Annotated in this window: 18 protein-coding genes and 2 tRNA genes; 16 read left to right on the forward strand and 4 right to left on the reverse strand. The window is 40.5% G+C overall.

Features of this window, described 5'->3' with window-relative positions; genetic code table 11:
- The first annotated feature begins 345 nt into the window (after positions 1–345).
- From Q4550_RS22755 to tsaD, 8 genes are all read left to right on the forward strand, one after another.
- Positions 346–1,485: a trans-sulfuration enzyme family protein gene (locus Q4550_RS22755; RefSeq protein WP_283153174.1), complete on the forward strand. Its 1,140-nt coding sequence runs from the start codon at positions 346–348 to the stop codon at positions 1,483–1,485.
- 240 nt (positions 1,486–1,725) lie between these two features.
- Positions 1,726–1,802: transfer RNA gene (locus Q4550_RS22760), tRNA-Met, on the forward strand.
- A 131-nt stretch (positions 1,803–1,933) separates the two neighbouring features.
- Positions 1,934–2,009: transfer RNA gene (locus Q4550_RS22765), tRNA-Asp, on the forward strand.
- Between the two features lie 184 nt (positions 2,010–2,193).
- A complete protein-coding gene (thiL, locus tag Q4550_RS22770) occupies positions 2,194–3,180 on the forward strand; it encodes a thiamine-phosphate kinase (RefSeq protein WP_303536372.1) in 987 nt (328 codons plus the stop codon).
- Positions 3,181–3,189: 9 nt separating this feature from the next.
- Positions 3,190–3,660, forward strand: coding sequence for a tRNA (adenosine(37)-N6)-threonylcarbamoyltransferase complex ATPase subunit type 1 TsaE (gene tsaE, locus Q4550_RS22775; protein ID WP_226616879.1), 471 nt, complete (start codon positions 3,190–3,192; stop codon positions 3,658–3,660).
- The gene (gene tsaB, locus Q4550_RS22780) at positions 3,641–4,336 is read left to right on the forward strand and encodes a tRNA (adenosine(37)-N6)-threonylcarbamoyltransferase complex dimerization subunit type 1 TsaB (RefSeq protein WP_303536376.1); all 696 of its coding nucleotides are present in this window, start codon (positions 3,641–3,643) and stop codon (positions 4,334–4,336) included. The genes tsaE and tsaB overlap by 20 nt, the downstream gene beginning before the upstream one ends.
- Positions 4,337–4,346: 10 nt before the next feature.
- Positions 4,347–4,805, forward strand: a complete 459-nt coding sequence (gene rimI, locus Q4550_RS22785) for a ribosomal protein S18-alanine N-acetyltransferase (protein ID WP_194222486.1) — start codon at positions 4,347–4,349, stop codon at positions 4,803–4,805.
- Positions 4,795–5,811 carry a tRNA (adenosine(37)-N6)-threonylcarbamoyltransferase complex transferase subunit TsaD gene (tsaD, locus tag Q4550_RS22790; protein ID WP_303536378.1) on the forward strand — a complete coding sequence of 339 codons (1,017 nt, stop codon included), beginning with the start codon at positions 4,795–4,797 and terminating at the stop codon, positions 5,809–5,811. The genes rimI and tsaD overlap by 11 nt, the downstream gene beginning before the upstream one ends.
- Before the next feature lie 329 nt (positions 5,812–6,140).
- Here tsaD and Q4550_RS22795 read toward each other — a convergent pair whose 3' ends face one another.
- Positions 6,141–8,063 carry an ABC-F family ATP-binding cassette domain-containing protein gene (locus Q4550_RS22795; RefSeq protein WP_303536380.1) on the reverse strand — a complete coding sequence of 641 codons (1,923 nt, stop codon included), beginning with the start codon at positions 8,061–8,063 and terminating at the stop codon, positions 6,141–6,143.
- A gap of 263 nt (positions 8,064–8,326) precedes the next feature.
- On the opposite strand from Q4550_RS22795, the gene moaC reads away from it, so the two are divergent.
- The 4 genes from moaC to tatC are packed head-to-tail and all read left to right on the forward strand — an operon-like array spanning position 8,327 to position 10,482.
- On the forward strand, positions 8,327–8,809 hold the full coding sequence (moaC, locus tag Q4550_RS22800) for a cyclic pyranopterin monophosphate synthase MoaC (protein ID WP_303536383.1): 483 nt from the start codon (positions 8,327–8,329) through the stop codon (positions 8,807–8,809).
- A 45-nt stretch (positions 8,810–8,854) separates the two neighbouring features.
- Complete coding sequence (locus tag Q4550_RS22805; protein ID WP_194222549.1) at positions 8,855–9,487, forward strand: redox-sensing transcriptional repressor Rex; 633 nt, start codon at positions 8,855–8,857, stop codon at positions 9,485–9,487.
- 24 nt (positions 9,488–9,511) lie between these two features.
- Positions 9,512–9,694 carry a twin-arginine translocase TatA/TatE family subunit gene (locus tag Q4550_RS22810; RefSeq protein ID WP_194222482.1) on the forward strand — a complete coding sequence of 61 codons (183 nt, stop codon included), beginning with the start codon at positions 9,512–9,514 and terminating at the stop codon, positions 9,692–9,694.
- A 20-nt stretch (positions 9,695–9,714) separates the two neighbouring features.
- Positions 9,715–10,482 carry a twin-arginine translocase subunit TatC gene (gene tatC / locus Q4550_RS22815; RefSeq protein WP_194222481.1) on the forward strand — a complete coding sequence of 256 codons (768 nt, stop codon included), beginning with the start codon at positions 9,715–9,717 and terminating at the stop codon, positions 10,480–10,482.
- 28 nt (positions 10,483–10,510) lie between these two features.
- Here tatC and Q4550_RS22820 read toward each other — a convergent pair whose 3' ends face one another.
- Positions 10,511–10,735 carry a YdiK family protein gene (locus Q4550_RS22820; protein WP_303536388.1) on the reverse strand — a complete coding sequence of 75 codons (225 nt, stop codon included), beginning with the start codon at positions 10,733–10,735 and terminating at the stop codon, positions 10,511–10,513.
- Entirely contained in the window at positions 10,732–11,442 is a 711-nt protein-coding gene (locus Q4550_RS22825) for a CPBP family intramembrane glutamic endopeptidase (RefSeq protein WP_303536390.1), read from the reverse strand. Before Q4550_RS22825 ends, Q4550_RS22820 begins: the two co-directional genes overlap by 4 nt.
- A 338-nt stretch (positions 11,443–11,780) precedes the next feature.
- Between Q4550_RS22825 and groES the strand changes: the two genes are divergently transcribed.
- The 4 genes from groES to Q4550_RS22845 all read left to right on the forward strand — a co-directional run bounded on the left by groES (position 11,781) and on the right by Q4550_RS22845 (position 17,404).
- Positions 11,781–12,068: a co-chaperone GroES gene (groES, locus tag Q4550_RS22830; RefSeq protein ID WP_048313430.1), complete on the forward strand. Its 288-nt coding sequence runs from the start codon at positions 11,781–11,783 to the stop codon at positions 12,066–12,068.
- A gap of 43 nt (positions 12,069–12,111) precedes the next feature.
- The gene (gene groL / locus Q4550_RS22835; RefSeq protein ID WP_194222478.1) at positions 12,112–13,755 is read left to right on the forward strand and encodes a chaperonin GroEL; all 1,644 of its coding nucleotides are present in this window, start codon (positions 12,112–12,114) and stop codon (positions 13,753–13,755) included.
- 208 nt (positions 13,756–13,963) lie between these two features.
- Positions 13,964–15,229 carry an MFS transporter gene (locus Q4550_RS22840; protein WP_303536395.1) on the forward strand — a complete coding sequence of 422 codons (1,266 nt, stop codon included), beginning with the start codon at positions 13,964–13,966 and terminating at the stop codon, positions 15,227–15,229.
- Between the two features lie 144 nt (positions 15,230–15,373).
- Entirely contained in the window at positions 15,374–17,404 is a 2,031-nt protein-coding gene (locus Q4550_RS22845; RefSeq protein ID WP_303536398.1) for a catalase, read from the forward strand.
- A 68-nt stretch (positions 17,405–17,472) separates the two neighbouring features.
- Here the strand turns inward: Q4550_RS22845 and Q4550_RS22850 are convergent, their stop codons facing one another.
- Positions 17,473–17,826 carry a DUF488 domain-containing protein gene (locus tag Q4550_RS22850; protein WP_303536401.1) on the reverse strand — a complete coding sequence of 118 codons (354 nt, stop codon included), beginning with the start codon at positions 17,824–17,826 and terminating at the stop codon, positions 17,473–17,475.
- Positions 17,827–17,848: the final 22 nt, after the last annotated feature.

Consider the following 17,848-nt stretch of genomic DNA (forward strand, 5'->3'; position numbering starts at 1 on the left):
CGTATGAGAACACGGAAGTTAAGCTCGAGCGCCGATGGTAGTTGGGGGATCTCCCCCTGCAAGAGTAGGACGTCGCTAGGCAATGAAGAGAAGCGAGAGACCTGTGGGTTTCTCGCTTTTTTGTATGGTTTTTTTACGTTCGCGGAATTAATCTCAAATTCGCGGAATTATTTAAAATATCGCGGAATAATCGCATGCGAGTAAGTATTTTAATTCTATTTAGCCAGAACGTGGTGCTTAACAAGAATAATTAATTGAAAATTTCGAACCGTATTTCTTGAAATTACTCTCTAAAACACGTACAGTTAATGAAAAAGAATTTTATTAAGGGGAAGGGGAAAATAAATGGATTTTCATTTTGATACAAAAGCAGTACGTTTTCCACGAAAGACGAAAGCAGATACAGTTAGTAAGGTTCAACCGATTTATCAAACCTCTGCCTTTGTGTTTGAAGATCTCGATGATTTGGAATCTTTTTATGAAGGTAAAAAAGACTATTTGTATACGCGTGTTAGCAATCCGAATACAGATGATCTTGGAATGGGTGTAGCAGACCTTGAGGAGGCTCCTAAAGGCATTGCAACTTCTTCAGGTTTATCTGCTATTCTTGCAGGAGTACTTGCTGTTGTTAAGGCTGGCGACCACATTGTGGCTTGTGAAGATCTATACGGAGGTACATACTCTCTTTTTAATGAAGAACTCCCTGACTTCGGCATAGAAGTTTCTTTTGTTGATTTTACTGACATAGAAAAAATTGAGCATGCCATACGTCCAAACACAAAGTTACTTTATACGGAATCAGTAACAAACCCACTATTAAGAGTAGAGGATCTAACCCTTCTTAAAGAACTTGGTGAAAAGCACGAACTAATTACAATGATAGATAATACGTTTGCTACTCCGTATCTTCTTCAACCTTATCAAGTTGGAATTGATCTGGTTGTACATAGCGCAACAAAATACATTGGCGGACATAGTGATGTAACAGCAGGCGTACTAGTAGGCAGAGAAGATCTTATGGCTAAAGCAAAAGCCAAAGTGATTAACCTTGGTGCTAACCTTAGTCCATTCGAAGCGTGGCTAGGGTGCCGTGGGTTAAAAACGATGAGTGTACGAATGGAACGGCATGTTAGGAATGCTGCATTTCTTGCAAGCCAACTGAAAGACGTTAAAGGCATAAAGAATGTATATTATCCAGAATATGTAGCTGAAAGAGGATCTGGGGCAATGGTTTCCATTGAATTAGAGGATGCAACCGATGTGAAAACGTTCTTCAAGTCACTAGGATGGGTGAAGATTATACCGACTCTGGCTGGATTAGATACCACCGTTTCTTATCCCATTGCCACCTCCCACCGAACAGTACCTGAAGATACTAGACAGAAGCTGGGGATCAACAAGCAGCTCGTCCGTATTTCTGTAGGAATTGAAAACGAAAATGATATTGTAGAAGCATTCAAAAATGCTGTGGAAAAATCCCTCTAATAGGGGGTTTTTTTCTTTTTCTCCTAAAGGTTGCATTCATTACATTTATCTGGTATAGTAGTACTTGTGTCCGAGAGACATATTAAGTTCTTTTTTATCGTCGCGGGGTGGAGCAACGAGCGTTACTTCAATGAGACAACATCGAGTTGTTTCGACGGATACGCATCGTAGCATAATCTTGCAGAGGAAGAAACAGTGCACTGTATAAAGAAGCAGGCACAAATTATTTTTTTATATCGTCGCGGGGTGGAGCAGTTCGGTAGCTCGTTGGGCTCATAACCCAAAGGTCGCAGGTTCAAATCCTGCCCCCGCAACCAAAAATTTACCTACGTCGATTAATCTTCCTTGTTAAATTTTTATTGTAGTCCCTTTAGGGGCAACCTAAACTGATAACTTGGTATTATTTCTCACAATCGTAAGTGTATATTGTTCAAACATTGCATAACTTGGTCTCGTGGTGTAGCGGTTAACATGCCTGCCTGTCACGCAGGAGATCGCGGGTTCGATTCCCGTCGAGACCGCCATTTCTAATAGAGCGATAGAATCGCTTTTTTTTTATACTCTAAAATCGTTTTTTTTCTATAAACCTTAGGAAAAATAGAAGTTTTTCTAAACAAACATGTGAATTTGTCGTTAAGTAAGATAAACTGATAGAAAAAGCACCTTAGGATGAAATTCCTAAGGTTTTTTTATAAAATAGAAAGAGAGATGAGTTTGGTGAAAGATGAATTTGCATTTATTCAATCCATTAAGCCAGCTTATACATTTCGTGAAGAATTGATTCAAGGGATTGGAGACGATGCTGCTCTTTATCGTATTGGATCAGACTGGGATGAAATCGCCTGTGCAGATACAATGGTGGAAGGAATCCATTTTAAAAAAAGTACGCTCTCCCCTTTTCAAATTGGCAGAAAAACGCTTGCCGTCAATATAAGTGATATCGCTGCTATGGGCGGAATTCCGATGTTTTACCTTGTATCGATATCAGTACCTCAGACAGGCTGGTCGTCTAAGCAGCTAAAAGAAATTTATAAAGGTATGAAAGAAATTGCTGATGATTATGAAATAGATATGATCGGCGGAGATACAGTCTCGACGCGAAGCGATCTTCACATTGCAATTACTGTGATTGGTAAAATCGAGAAAGGACGCAAACTTCTGAGAAGTAATGCGCGAGCTGGAGATATTGTCTTTCTTACTGGACCTGTCGGTGGGTCTGCAGCAGGACTTTCTTCTTTGCTTAAAGGGGAAGGGAATGAAGCCCCTTATGTAAAATATCATCAAGAACCTAGTCCACGAATAAAGCAAGGACGTATTCTCGCAAAAAGTGGGTACCGGATTTCATTAAATGATGTTAGTGATGGAATTGCAAGTGAGTCCCATGAGTTAGCTGAAGCAAGTGGCGTTTCTATTATATTGAATCAGGATACGATTCCGGCTCCTGAGGGCTTCGATGCTTATTCTTCCTTTCAGCGGTTAGAATGGATGTTAAATGGTGGAGAAGATTATGAACTTATCGGAACGGTTGCTGAGGAGAATTGGGAAAAGGTTGTAGAACTTTTCGAGGCGCACGATGAAGAAATTTATCGGATTGGTTATGTAGAGGATAAGCGAACAAGTGTATGGATGAATTATAAAGATCAAAAATTCAAACTGGACAAGAAGGGTTACAATCACTTCTCGTCTAAGGAATAGGTGATGACCATGAGTGGATATGCTTTCATCATGAAGTCTCCAGATGAAACGATGGAGTTTGGTAAAAAGCTTGCAGAAAAGCTTAAGCCAGGCAGTGTATTAACACTTGAAGGAGATCTAGGTGCTGGCAAGACAACATTTACAAAAGGAATCGGAAAAGGACTAGGCGTTACGAAAGTGGTAAACAGCCCGACTTTTACGATTATCAAAGAATATGAAGGTACAATTCCTCTGTTTCATATGGACGCATATCGTCTAGAAGAGAGTGATGAAGACCTTGGTTTTAGCGAATACTTTGAAGGTGAAGGGGTCACTGTAGTGGAATGGGCAAAATTCATACAGGATATGCTTCCAAAAGAACTTCTCAGAGTTGAAATTTATCATCAAAGAGAATCAGAACGTCGGCTAATATTGAGACCCTTTGGTCCTTTTTATGAGTCGTTATGTAAGGAGTTGCAACATGAGAGTACTAGCCATTGATTCTTCGAATTATTGTATGGGTGTCTCCGTTATGGTGGAAGGCACGATTGTTGGAGAAATCATAACAAATATAAAGAAAAACCATTCGGTTCGGTTGATGCCTGCTATTGAGCAATTGCTAGAAGAGGTTCAATTAAAGCCTACTGACCTTGATCGTATTGTAGTAGCTGAGGGACCAGGTTCTTATACAGGTCTTCGTATTGGCATTAGTATTGCTAAGACGCTTGCTTGGACATTAAACATTCCACTTGTGGGTGTTTCAAGTTTAGAAGTCCTGGGCCAGAACGGCCGTTATTTTTCTGGAGCCATTATTCCCTTTTTTGATGCTAGACGAGGACAGGTCTATTTGAGCGTATATCGAGCAAATGGAACAGAAGTCGAGAGAGAAACCGACGATCATATCGTCCTATTTGAAGACTGGTTGAAAGAGAATAAAGATCGCTATGAGCGCTTCTTATTTATTAGTGGCGATTTAAATCTGCACAAGGAACAAATCGAAGCGATTTTAGGAGAGAAAGCAACTTTTGCACCGAGTAGCAGTTTGAATGCTCGTCCTTCTGATCTTGCAAGATTAGGGTCTTGTAAAGAACCGGTAGAAGATGTCCATCAGTTTACACCAAACTATGTAAGAATGGCTGAAGCTGAAGCGAAATGGCTGGCTTCACAGAAAAAGTAGGGGATTAACGATGAATGAGACGGTATCGTTTCGATCGATGACGATTGAAGATATAGAAGCTGTCATGCGAATTGAGCATGCAACGTTCCCTACGCCTTGGAGCAAATCCGCTTTCTATAATGAAATTGTAATTAACCATTTTGCTACTTATCTATTGCTCGAGGTTGGGGAAGAAATAGCGGGATATTGTGGTGTGTGGGTCATCATCGATGAAGCGCATATTACAAATATAGCGCTTCATCCGGACTATAGGGGAATGAAGCTAGGAGAAGCACTACTTAAGAAAGCCATTCATTTTGCGAAATTACGCGGAGCGTTGACCATGACTTTGGAAGTTCGCGTATCTAATAAAGTTGCGCAAAACTTGTATCGGAAATTTGGATTTGAAGAAGGCGGCATCCGCAAAAATTATTACACTGATAATCATGAGGATGCGCTAGTTATGTGGGTGAATTTTAATGGAAAATAAAAATGAATTAATACTAGGTATTGAAACGAGCTGTGATGAAACGGCAGTAGCGATTGTAAGAAATGGGAAAGAAGTTTTGGCCAATGTCGTGGCTTCTCAAATTGAAAGTCATAAACGGTTTGGTGGGGTTGTACCAGAAATTGCTTCAAGACATCATGTGGAGCAGATGACGCTGATTTTAGAAGAAGCATTGGACGAGGCAGACGTTACGATGGACGATATTGATGGAATTGCTGTAACGGAAGGCCCAGGACTAGTGGGGGCACTCTTAATAGGTGTGAATACAGCAAAAGCACTTGCTTTCGCTCATCAAAAACCACTAATCGGTACTCATCATATTGCTGGGCACATATACGCAAATCAGCTTGTAGCAGAGCTAACATATCCATTGCTTGCTCTCGTCGTCTCAGGGGGCCATACAGAGCTTGTTTATATGCCATCTGAGGGTGAGTTTGAGGTAATAGGAGAAACGCGTGATGATGCAGCGGGTGAGGCCTATGATAAAGTAGCAAGAACGCTTCAGCTACCTTATCCAGGCGGACCCCATATTGATCGACTAGCTGCGGAAGGCGAGGAATCCGTCCCTCTTCCTCGTGCCTGGCTTGAAAAAGGTTCTTATGATTTTAGTTTTAGTGGCTTGAAATCCGCGGTTATCAATACTGTTCATAATGCAAAGCAAAGAAACGAAGAGTTAAAGCCTGAGGATCTTGCGGCAAGTTTTCAAGCTTCGGTCGTAGAAGTTCTTGTAACTAAAACTTTACGAGCAGCAAAGGAGTATGGAGTGAAACAGGTTGTACTTGCTGGTGGTGTAGCTGCTAATAAAGGACTTAGAAGTTCTTTAACAGAAGCATTCAACGACAGTGAGACAGAGCTTGTGATTCCGCCACTTTATTATTGTACTGATAATGCAGCTATGATTGCCGCGGCTGGAACGATAGCTTATCGGAAAGGGAAGAGATCTAGCTTACAACTTAACGCAAATCCGGGATTAGAACTGGAAATCTAATCCCGGTTTTTTTATTTGAAGAAAAGTCATCCATTTATCAGAAAGCTAAACAGACGTTTTTTCATGTTTAAGGAGAGGTATTTTAATAAGAACAGTTATCCACATGATAGTGGATAATGTGGATATAAGGAGAGGAAAGGGGTTCTTTCGCGTTTTTTTGGGAAGTGGTCATTTTGTGGATAATTGGTTATCGTCCTGTGGATAATGTTGATAGTTTTTACGAAATTAGTCATAACAGGTGATTAATTGTGTATAAGTGTGTGGATAGTGTGAATATGTCGGAAAATTCTCACCTAATAAAAAAACAGTCCACTGTGGACTGTTTTTTATTATGCTTCTTGTAATTGCTCCCATTCTTCCATGAGAGTTTCCGTTTGATGACGAAGATGATCCATTTCTTCATTTAATTTCATTACTTTTTCATGATCTTCAAAAATTTCAGGAATGCAAAGCTCTTCTTCTATTTCTGCGATGCGAACTTCAGCATTGTCGACCTCTTTTTCAATTTCTTCAATTCGTCTTTGCATTTGTCGTTCCTGGCGCTTCGTTTCCTTATCCTGTTGAAAGGTTGATTTAGCAGATGGAGCATCTTGTGTGATATTGTTCTTTTGTTGCTCAAGCGCTGCTAATTCAGCAAGCTCTTGCTTTTTCTCAACATAGTAATCGTAATCACCTAGATAAGGTGTTACGCCATCAGTTGAAAGTTCAATGACGCGCGTCGCGATTCTGTTAATAAAATATCTATCGTGCGAGACAAATAGAATTGTACCAGGAAATTGAATAAGTGCTTCTTCAAGAATTTCCTTACTATCTAGGTCAAGATGGTTTGTTGGCTCATCCAGTATTAGTAGATTTGATTTTTGCATCATCAACTTGGAAAGCGCTAGACGCCCTTTTTCGCCCCCACTTAAATCAGAGACATTCTTCAAAACGTCGTCACCAGTGAAAAGAAAACGTCCTAAAACTGCTCTAATATCTTTCTCATCTGTTAGTGGGAAGTCATCCCATAGTTCTTTCAAGACGGTTTTATTCGAGTGAAGATTGGTTTGTTCCTGGTCATAGAAGCCAATTTGAACATTGCTACCATAGTGAATATCACCATTGAGGAGAGTTTCACCTGATACGATCGCTTTAAGTAGAGTTGATTTCCCAATTCCGTTTGGCCCTACAAGCGCAACACTCTCTTGGCGCTTCAAATCAAATGTTAGGTTTTCGTTTATGGTGTTATTTGGATAGCCTATCGCTAGTTCTCTCAGCGTTAAGACATCGTTACCAGTTTGCTTATCGATCCCGAACGTAATATTAGCAGATTTCTCGTCGCCTTTTGGTTTATCTAGTCGCTCCATTCGATCAAGTTGCTTGCGACGACTTTGGGCTCGTTTCGTAGTTGAGGCGCGAACAATATTCTTCTGAACAAACTCCTCAAGCTTGGCAATTTCTTTTTGTTGCTTCTCAAACTCTTTTAATTGCTGTTCATACCGCTGTTCTTTTTCATCAAGGTAGTAACTGTAATTACCTTCAAATCTCTCCGCACGATGACGTGATACTTCATAAACTTTATTTACAATTTTATCGAGGAAATAACGGTCGTGAGAAACGATTAATAAGGCCCCAGAATAGTTTTGAAGATAGCCTTCAAGCCAAGTAAGTGTTTCGATGTCCAGGTGATTAGTGGGCTCATCTAGAATTAGTAATTCTGGTTTTGTTAGTAAAAGCTTACCAAGCGCAAGGCGTGTTTTCTGACCACCACTTAACGTTGAAATTTTTGTGCTGTAATCAAAGTCTTTAAAGTTGAGTCCGTGTAAAACCGTACGAATGTCTGCTTCGTATTTGTAACCGCCCTGATCTTTAAACGCCACTTGAAGTTCATCGTATTCTTTTAAAATTCGTTCGTATTCAGTTTCATTCTCGTAAACATCAGGATTGCCCATCTTCTGCTCGTAACTCCTGAGTTCAGATTCCATTTTCCGCAAACGATTAAAGACGCCAAGCATTTCTTCCCAGATTGATAAATTTGATTCTAAACCTGTATCCTGCGCCATATAGCCGATGGAAACACCTTTCGGCTTAATAATGTCTCCTGAATCATAGGAAAGCTGACCTGTTATCATTTTAAGAAGGGTGGACTTGCCTGCGCCATTACGTCCGACAAGTGCTACACGGTCTCGTGATTGTACTTCTAATTTAATATTCGATAAAATGGTATCAGCACCAAATGATTTGGTGAGTCCATTAACTTGCAATACGATCATGTTCTTTCACCTCTATTTCCTTCCTTAAATCCGTGAAAAACGGTTAGTAAGGAAAGGTTATTTCCTGGTGTATCACCGATAGTTCGGCATTATCCGAGTTTCCTTTAAGTTTACCGCAGAGAGGACGAGCTGAGCAACTAAAGGAATGTGCATGAGTTAACAAAAAAAGTCATCAAAAAAACAGCAAAATCGAAAGAAATGGTGTATAGTCACAAGTAGCAGCATTATCCTTCTATCATCTTCGGATGAGGAAAGGGGCAAATATGAGTTCATTTACTCACTTTAATGAAGAAGGCCGCGCAAGAATGGTCGACATTTCTGATAAAACTCCCTCCGTTCGGACTGCAACAGCACGAACGAGCGTAAAGGTGAGTGAAGACATCTATTCTGGTATTCAATCAGGAACGATGAAGAAAGGCGATGTGCTTCAAGTCGCTCAAATTGCCGGAATTATGGCAGCAAAAAAAACATCTGATCTCATCCCCATGTGTCATCCGATAGCGCTTTCTGGCGTTGACCTTCATTTTAACTGGCAGGAGAAATCGCAAGCCTATGAGCTAATTATTGAGGCTCATGTGAAGACGAGCGGAAGTACTGGCGTTGAAATGGAAGCGCTGACGGCAGCCTCGGCAGCAGCATTGACGGTATATGATATGTGTAAAGCGGTGGATAAAGGCATCGTTATCGGGGAAACCTATCTTGTTACTAAAACAGGAGGTAAAAGCGGGGATTATGCGCGCGAATAACGTGACGATGGAGCGCGGAGATCAATATGGAGGTAGTGTATGGATATTGATCAGACAAAAATTCCGCAGGCGACAGCAAAAAGACTGCCGCTCTATTATCGATATTTAAAAAATTTAAGTGCATCAGGTAAACAACGCGTTTCGTCAGCAGAGCTTAGCGATGCCATCAAGGTCGATTCTGCTACAATTCGAAGAGATTTCAGTTATTTTGGTGCTCTTGGTAAAAAAGGCTATGGGTACAATGTTCATTATTTGTTATCCTTTTTTAGTAAGACGCTTGATCAGGATGAAACGACAAAAGTCGCGCTTATTGGTGTAGGTAATCTTGGAACGGCTTTCCTGCACTACAATTTCATTAAAAATAATAATACAAAGATCGAGCTTGCTTTTGACGCAGACTCTGAAAAAGTAGGACAGGAGATTGGTGGCGTTCCAGTCTATCATATCGACGAGTTTCAAAAGCGGCTGAGAGAAAATGACGTTTCCGTCGTTATCTTAACCGTACCAGTTCATGTTGCTCAATCGATTGCCGATCAGATGGATCAAACAGGAATAAAAGGAATATTAAACTTTACGCCGGCGCGATTAACGGTGCCGGATCACATTCGAGTGCATCATATTGATCTTGCAGTTGAGTTACAAGCACTTGTTTATTTCATGAAACATTATCCAGTATAACGACATGTTAAGGAGGTGACACGCATGGGAATGGGTGGCGCAAGTATCGCTTTAGTTGCTGTGGTTGCTTTAATTATTTTTGGACCTAAGAAATTACCTGAACTCGGTAAAGCTGCAGGAAATACGCTTCGTGAATTTAAAAATGCAACAAAAGGTTTAGCGGATGATGATGATGAACCAAACGAAAAGAAAAATAACGACAAGTAATCGGTTAGGACGGATAGTGAATGGAGGATCAGAAGCAATCCATCTATGATCATTTAGAAGAATTAAGAAAACGGATTATTATTACAGTCGTTTTCTTAATTCTTTCCTTTATTGCGGGGCTGTTTCTGGCTAAGCCAGTCATTGTGTTCTTGCAACATGCTCCTGAAGCGCAGGGTATACCGATGAACGCGTTTCATCTGACTGACCCGTTGAAAGTGTATTTCAGCTTCGCTTTTTTAATTGCTTTTATTATGACATCTCCACTGGCGCTTTATCAGCTGTGGGCATTTATTTCACCAGGATTATTTGAACACGAACGGAAAGTGACACTATCGTATATTCCCGCAGTGTTTATTTTGTTTCTTGGTGGTGTATCCTTTTCCTACTTTGTTTTATTTCCTTTTGTCATCGATTTTGTAGGGAATCTTGCTCAAAGTCTTAACATTCAAGAAATGTACGGAGCGAATCAATATTTCAGCTTCTTGTTTCAATTAACGCTCCCATTTGGGTTTGTTTTTCAGTTACCAGTCATCGTTCTTTTCTTTACAAGGCTTGGTATGTTAAATCCAGCTATGCTTGTACAGATTCGAAAGTATGCCTATTTTGTCCTTCTTGTTATAGCGGGGATGATTACACCACCTGAAATCATTTCACATCTTATGGTTACAGTACCGCTGTTACTTCTGTATGAATTTAGTATCATTGTGTCACGATATGGCTACCGTAAAAGATTGCAGGCTGAAGCAAAACGGATTCTTGAGGAAGCTCAGGAAGAGAGCAATAATTAAATGCAAATAAAAAGCGATAGGGGAAGCCCTATCGCTTTTTGTTATCATCTTTTTTCTTTAGTTCCGTTATCCTTCTTTTCAAGACGAAGAAACGAATAGCATAAACAAAATCTACTGTAGCGAGAACCATCAGCAGAATGGTATAAAAACTCCATATTTCCCCGTTACTACTAGCGCTTTGAATCGCCAGGTAGGTGAAGAGGGAGCCAAGTCCCAAGTAGAAAAAACCCATTACAATTGGTGAAAGTTTCATGAAAAGAGTCCTCCAATAAACGATTGCATCTCGTTCAGCTGCTTTTCCATCTCCATAATATCATCAGCAAAATAGACGTTAATTAATACAACAAATGTATTCATCGTCATATGAGCAATGATTGGTACAATCAGACGCTTCGTTTTTACATAAAGAAAAGCGAAGGTGAGTCCCATTGACGTATAAATAAGAATATGAGAAAAGTCAAAATGAATCGCTGCAAAAATAACAGAGCTGAGTATGCCGGCAATCCAAAAATTAAATCGTTTGTATAACGAACCGAAAATAACTTTTCGGAAAACAATTTCCTCAAGAATTGGTCCGATAATTGATGTCACAATAATAAAAACAGGTGCCGCTTTTGCGACTTCTATCAGCATTTCTGTGTTTTCAGAACCAGGATCAATCCCAAATACGTTCATTTCGATCATTGCAGCAATAATTTGGGAAGCATAAGCCATGAATACGCCTAGAATGCTCCATCCAACCGCCTGACCAGGAGAGACGCGCGTTGAGCGTTCAAAAGGGACGTCCGGAGTGAAGCGGAGAAGAAATAGCATGATAATCAGTGCTGTCAGAAAACTAAACACAGACCAAGTGACGACTGGATCAGGGATGTTTAATTCCTGAAGTAGGGGAACGCCTACTAATCCTGAGAGCTGCATTACAATATAAGTAATCAATATAGTCCAATAATGTTTGGCCAAGAAGCATAACTCCTTTTAATGGTTTGCATGCCGTAAATGGCATTTTGCATACTCGTATTAGTTTAACACACTTTCTTAAGGGAATGCCGTTCATAAGACTTCGTATAACTATTTCATATAGCTATATCGAATATAATCGAAAAACAGGCCATAAGTCTTATCAGTTTATGTCACATGGTGACGAGTTAAGGAGAAAAGAAAAAACTGAAAAAAAAATCAACTTAAGTACTTGCAAAAGAATAGTGAATTATTTATTATATACATGTGTTAGCACTCGACGATGGTGAGTGCTAAAAAACGAATCAAACCATAATTTCCATCTGAGGAGGGTGTTTGAGTTGTTAAAGCCTTTAGGTGATCGAGTAGTCATCGAACCAATTCAATTAGAAGAAAAAACGTCTAGTGGGATCGTACTTCCAGATTCTGCGAAAGAAAAGCCACAGGAAGGTCGCGTCGTTTCTGTAGGTAGCGGTGCACTAACTGATGGTGGAGAGCGTGTAGCTCTTGAAGTATCAGAAGGCGACGCTGTTATTTACAGTAAGTATGCTGGTACTGAAGTGAAGTATGACGGTAAAGAGTATTTGATTCTTCGTGAGAACGATATTCTTGCAGTCGTAGGTAAGTAAAAACAAAAATAAAAAGCACTACATACATTTAGGAGGGTAACAAATGGCAAAAGATATTAAGTTCAGTGAAGAAGCCCGTCGCGCAATGCTTCGCGGTGTTGATTCTCTTGCGAACGCAGTTAAAGTTACACTCGGACCAAAAGGACGTAACGTTGTCCTCGAGAAGAAATTCGGATCTCCACTTATCACGAATGATGGTGTAACGATCGCGAAAGAAATCGAGCTTGAAGATGCATTCGAAAACATGGGTGCAAAGCTTGTCGCTGAAGTAGCTAGCAAAACGAATGACGTTGCCGGTGACGGTACAACAACTGCAACCGTTCTTGCGCAAGCTATGGTACGTGAAGGTCTTAAAAACGTAGCATCTGGTGCGAACCCAATGGTTATCCGTAAAGGAATTGAGAAAGCAACTAGAGCTGCTGTTGAAGAGCTTAAAAACATTTCTAAGCCAATCGAAGGCAAAGAGTCAATCGCACAAGTTGCGTCAATCTCTGCTGCTGACGAAGAAGTAGGTCAATTGATCGCTGAAGCAATGGAGCGCGTTGGTAACGACGGCGTTATCACTGTTGAAGAATCAAAAGGATTTGCTACTGAGCTAGAAGTAGTAGAAGGTATGCAGTTCGATCGTGGATATGCATCTCCTTACATGGTTACAGACTCCGACAAAATGGAAGCTGTCCTAGAAGATCCTTATATCCTTATCACTGATAAGAAAATTGCAAGCATCCAAGATGTTCTTCCAGTACTTGAGCAAGTGGTTCAACAAGGTAAACCACTTCTTATGATTGCTGAAGACGTTGAAGGTGAAGCACTTGCAACACTCGTTGTGAACAAGCTTCGCGGAACGTTTAACGCAGTAGCTGTTAAAGCTCCTGGCTTCGGTGACCGTCGTAAAGCAATGCTTGAAGACATCGGTACACTTACTGGCGCAGAAGTGATCACAGAAGATCTTGGTCTTGACCTTAAGCAAGCGAACATGACTCAGCTTGGTCGCGCTTCTAAAGTTGTTGTAACGAAAGAAAACACAACAATCGTTGAAGGCTCTGGCGAAACAGACAAGATTGCTGGTCGCGTAAACCAAATCAAAGCTCAGCTAGAAGAAACAACTTCTGAGTTCGATAAAGAAAAGCTTCAGGAACGTCTTGCTAAGCTTGCTGGCGGCGTAGCTGTCATCAAAGTTGGTGCGGCAACTGAAACTGAATTGAAAGAGCGTAAACTTCGCATTGAAGATGCTCTTAACTCAACTCGCGCAGCGGTTGAAGAAGGAATCGTATCCGGTGGTGGTACAGCGCTAGTGAACGTCGTTAAGGCTGTTCAAGCTGTAGAAGCTTCTGGAGATGAAGCAACTGGCGTTAAGATTGTTCTTCGTGCACTAGAAGAGCCAATCCGTCAGATCTCTCACAACGCTGGTCTTGAAGGATCTGTTGTGGTTGAGCGCCTTAAAGGCGAGAAAATCGGTATTGGATTTAACGCCCTTACTGGTGAGTGGGTAAACATGGTTGACGCTGGTATCGTTGACCCTACAAAAGTAACTCGTTCTGCTCTACAAAATGCAGCATCCGTATCTGCTATGATTCTTACTACAGAAGCAGTAATCGCTGATAAGCCTGAAGAAAATGCAGGCGGCGGTGGCATGCCTGATATGGGCGGCATGGGTGGAATGGGCGGTATGGGCGGCATGATGTAATTCATGCTCCCCTTCCGTCCGGTATTTCCGGATTGAAGTTCAAAAGCATTCTCTTGGTGATGAGCCAAGAGAATGCTTTTTGTTTTGTTCCAAAAGGAATTTTTTTCTAAATCAGTCTTAAGACGGAGTACTTATCAAACTGAGGGTCATCGTCTAGATTTCTATGATTCGATACACTTAAAGTATCAAAACAGCAGGGGTGTTAGTAATGGCGATGAAAGAAAATGTTATGGAAAGAATGCCGGATGTAAAATCAGATAAGATTGACTCCATATTTAAAAATGAAAATTTCCTTCTTTTATGGGCGGCAGCGTTTTTATCAAGCTTTGGCATTTCCTTCTTTCTTTTTGCTGAGAGCTGGTACGTGGTGAATGTTTTAAATCTTGAAGCTTCACTCGGACTCATTTACATTGCTTCAAGTATTCCAAGACTAGTATTTATGGTGATAAGTGGAACAGTAGCGGATCGCATGAGTAAGACGAAGATCATGTTCTTATCTGATTTTTCAAGAGGGGTCCTTCTTAGTGGTTTAGTGCTCTGGTTTATATTTGGAGATATCACTCTTTGGACATTTGTCGGAGTTGCCTTCTTCTTTGGGATTCTGGATGCTTTTTTCTGGGCAGCAGAGAGCGCTGTGATCCCATCGATTATTCGAAAAGAAAATCTGACTCGAGGCAATTCAATTATTCAAATGACCAATCAGGCATCGTTTATTATTGCACCTATGCTCGCAGGATTACTTATTGCTTTTGGAAGCTATGAAATCGTCTTCGCTGCAACAGCGCTAATGCTTTTTCTTGGAAGCGTATTGATTTATTTGATGAAAATCCCAAAACAAGAAGCAGGACAGGATAATCAAGACCAAACTTTTATTGAAACTTTTAAAGAAGGTCTTCTCTATGTGAAAGAGTCTAGGATTCTGGTAGTAGTTGTACTAACAACGGTCTTTATGAATCTATTTCTCGTTGGACCACTTTCCATGGGGCTACCTCTTTTTGTGAAAACAGTCTTAAATGGAGATGCATTTGCTTTCAGTTTAATGGAAGCCGGGGCGGCGATTGGAATGTTAATTGGGGCAGTAGTAATCGGTATCCTTAATCTAACGAAAGGACGAGGAAAAGTAGCTTTGCTTGCGTTAATCGTTTCTGGTTGTGCTTTTATAGGTCTGAGTTTCTCAACAGAGCTGTGGATGAGTATTGTCATGCTCGTTATTTTTGGAGCGTGTCTCTCTGGAAGTAACATCCCTTTATTTTCTGCAATTCAGTCATTGATTCCAGAGAATGTGCTAGGGCGAGTAATGGGTTTGCTGTCTTTAGCTTCAATGGGGCTTATTCCTGTTAGCTATGCGATGACTTCCCTTCTTCTCTCAGCAGGAATTGGCATTCAACATATCATGTCAGGCGGTGCGTTTCTAGTTGTTTTGTATGCTTGCTTCGTCTATATGAAATATCACGAATTGAGAAATGTAGATTAATGCGATGATGGTTTCATAGACCAACCAGATTGAATAATCGAGCATAGTAATGAATATCTAATAATCTAAAATATGGTTTGATCTTACTTTATTCGGGGAACCTTCTTATATAAGAATTTACATATATTAGCGGGAGGTATTACTGTGAGTGAAGACAATAAGAAAAAAGAACAACTAGAACAATATAGCACAAATGATAAAGGGAAAATGACGACAAATCAGGGCTTGAAAGTTTCGGAAGATGAATTTTCCCTTAAAGCCGGTGAACGCGGACCGACATTGATGGAAGATTTTCATTTCAGAGAAAAAATGACGCATTTCGACCATGAGCGTATCCCTGAACGTGTCGTACACGCAAGAGGATTTTCCGCTCACGGTGAATTTGAAGTATATGATTCATTGGAAGAGTATACAGATGCTGAATTCTTAAAAGATCCTTCTAGAAAAACGCCAGTATTTGTTCGGTTTTCAACGGTGGCAGGTTCAAAAGGTTCTTCTGAAACGGTTCGAGATGTTAGAGGATTCTCAACGCGTTTCTATACAGATGAAGGGAACTACGATTTAGTTGGGAATAACATGCCAGTCTTTTTCATTCAAGATGCCATTAAATTCCCTGACTTAATTCATGCGGTCAAACCTGAACCTCATAACGGTATGCCGCAAGCTGCCTCTGCTCATGATACGTTCTGGGACTTTATTGCAAATAATCAGGAGTCAGCGCACATGGCATTGTGGGCGATGTCAGACAGAGCGATTCCTCGAAGTTTTCGCATGATGGAAGGCTTTGGCGTTCATACTTTCCGTTTTGTAAATGCAAAAGGAGAAGCGCGGTTTATTAAGTTCCACTGGAAACCAAAGTTGGGGGTCCATTCACTCGTATGGGATGAAGCCCAGAAGCTCTCAGGTAAAGATGCTGATTTCCACCGCGGCGATTTATATGAGTCCATTGAAAATGGCGACTATCCTGAGTGGGAATTAGGCGTGCAAATTATCAAAGAAGAAGATGAATTTAACTTTGACTTTGATGTTCTTGATCCAACTAAGATTTGGCCAGAAGAAGATATCCCTGTTAAAATCGTTGGGAAAATGACTTTAAACCGAAATGTCGAGAACGTATTTGCTGAAAACGAACAGGTTGCTTTTCATCCTGGTAATGTCGTAAAAGGCATCGACTTTTCCAATGACCCGCTACTTCAAGGGCGTTTGTTCTCTTATACAGACACACAAATCAACCGTTTCGGAAGTGCGAATTATCATGAATTACCGATTAATCGACCTGTTTGCCCATTCTTTAACAATCAGCGTGATGGCTTTATGCGTCAAACAATTAACAAAGGTCAAGTAAGCTATCACAAAAATTCTCTTGCAGACAATCAGCCAGAACCAGCTACAGAAGAAGAGGGTGGCTATGTTCATTTTCAGGAGAAAGTAGAAGGCCATAAGGTTCGCGCACGCAGTGAAAGTTTTAAAGATCATTTCTCTCAAGCGGTTCTTTTCTATAACAGCATGAGTGATGTGGAGAAAGAACATATCAAGAATGCCTTTAGCTTTGAGCTCGGCAAGCTAAAGAGTAAGTCAGTTCAGCAACAAGTGGTCGATATGCTTTCGAATATCAATCTTGACCTTGCTCAAACCGTTGCTCAGAATGTTGGAGCTAAAGAACCTACAAAAGGTGGATCAAATATCACGAAGAAATCACCTGCGCTTAGCCAACTAAATACAACGTTTACGGCGGATACTAGAAAAGTAGGTGTCATTGTAGACGATGGATTTAATGGAGAAGAACTCATACAAGTGCTTAATGAGCTTAAAGAACAAGGCATTAAGCCTGAGCTCATTAGTGACAAGCGTGGTGTAAAAAAAGCCACTGACGGAGCCGAGGCTGAAATTGATCATACGTTCCTTACAAGCGAATCCGTTTTATTTGATGCTATTTATGCGGTTGGTGGAAATCAGGAAAGCAAAGGCTTCTATCAATCCGCTAATTACTTTATCAATGAAGCATTCTCACACTTTAAACCGATCGGTGGAACGCATGAAGGGATGAAGTGGCTAGAGAATAACGACTTAGTAGGTCAACCAGGAGTAGTCACTGGTAAAGATATGAATACATTCGTGAAAGAATTCAGTGAAGCTATTGCAACACATCGTCACTGGGATCGTGAGCTAGTATGATGGAATAGAATGAAGGAAGAGAGGATTAGATCCTCTCTTTTTTTAGTGGAATAAGTGAAAATCCTTGTTCAACCCTCAATCATTTCTTTTAACACTACCGCGTGATTATGCTCCATGTCCTTTGCGCCAAATAAAAGAACGAGTCTTTCGTTTGTAGCCATTTTCTTTAGTTCTTGTAATTTTGTCTGTGCCGTCTTACTTCCATAGATTTCTTCTTGATATGCTTTCTTAAAGTCTTCAAACTTATCAGGATCATGATCAAACCATTTTCGTAACGAAGGGCTTGGTGAGATTTCCTTCATCCATTCATTTAATTTGGCTTTTTCTTTTGAAATGCCTCTCGGCCATACGCGGTCAATCAGAATACGATTTCCTTCAAGCGGGTGTTCTTCTCCATAAATTCGTCTAAGAATAACTGACATTTAAACCACCTTCCGGATTTAT

It is taken from the genome of Anaerobacillus sp. 1_MG-2023, from assembly GCF_030547345.1.
GTDB classification, from domain to species: domain Bacteria; phylum Bacillota; class Bacilli; order Bacillales; family Guptibacillaceae; genus Guptibacillus; species Guptibacillus hwajinpoensis_B.

Coding starts and splice junctions, on each gene's coding strand:
- Q4550_RS22810 (WP_194222482.1), top strand. CDS start 9,512: ATGGGAATGGGTGGCGCAAGTATCGCTTTAGTTGCTGTGGTTGCTTTA.
- Q4550_RS22840 (WP_303536395.1), top strand. CDS start 13,964: ATGGCGATGAAAGAAAATGTTATGGAAAGAATGCCGGATGTAAAATCA.
- Q4550_RS22795 (WP_303536380.1), bottom strand. CDS start 8,063: ATGATCGTATTGCAAGTTAATGGACTCACCAAATCATTTGGTGCTGAT.
- thiL (WP_303536372.1), top strand. CDS start 2,194: ATGAGTTTGGTGAAAGATGAATTTGCATTTATTCAATCCATTAAGCCA.
- tsaB (WP_303536376.1), top strand. CDS start 3,641: ATGAGAGTACTAGCCATTGATTCTTCGAATTATTGTATGGGTGTCTCC.
- tsaD (WP_303536378.1), top strand. CDS start 4,795: ATGGAAAATAAAAATGAATTAATACTAGGTATTGAAACGAGCTGTGAT.
- Q4550_RS22850 (WP_303536401.1), bottom strand. CDS start 17,826: ATGTCAGTTATTCTTAGACGAATTTATGGAGAAGAACACCCGCTTGAA.
- groL (WP_194222478.1), top strand. CDS start 12,112: ATGGCAAAAGATATTAAGTTCAGTGAAGAAGCCCGTCGCGCAATGCTT.
- moaC (WP_303536383.1), top strand. CDS start 8,327: ATGAGTTCATTTACTCACTTTAATGAAGAAGGCCGCGCAAGAATGGTC.
- rimI (WP_194222486.1), top strand. CDS start 4,347: ATGAATGAGACGGTATCGTTTCGATCGATGACGATTGAAGATATAGAA.
- Q4550_RS22755 (WP_283153174.1), top strand. CDS start 346: ATGGATTTTCATTTTGATACAAAAGCAGTACGTTTTCCACGAAAGACG.
- Q4550_RS22820 (WP_303536388.1), bottom strand. CDS start 10,735: ATGAAACTTTCACCAATTGTAATGGGTTTTTTCTACTTGGGACTTGGC.
- tatC (WP_194222481.1), top strand. CDS start 9,715: ATGGAGGATCAGAAGCAATCCATCTATGATCATTTAGAAGAATTAAGA.
- tsaE (WP_226616879.1), top strand. CDS start 3,190: ATGAGTGGATATGCTTTCATCATGAAGTCTCCAGATGAAACGATGGAG.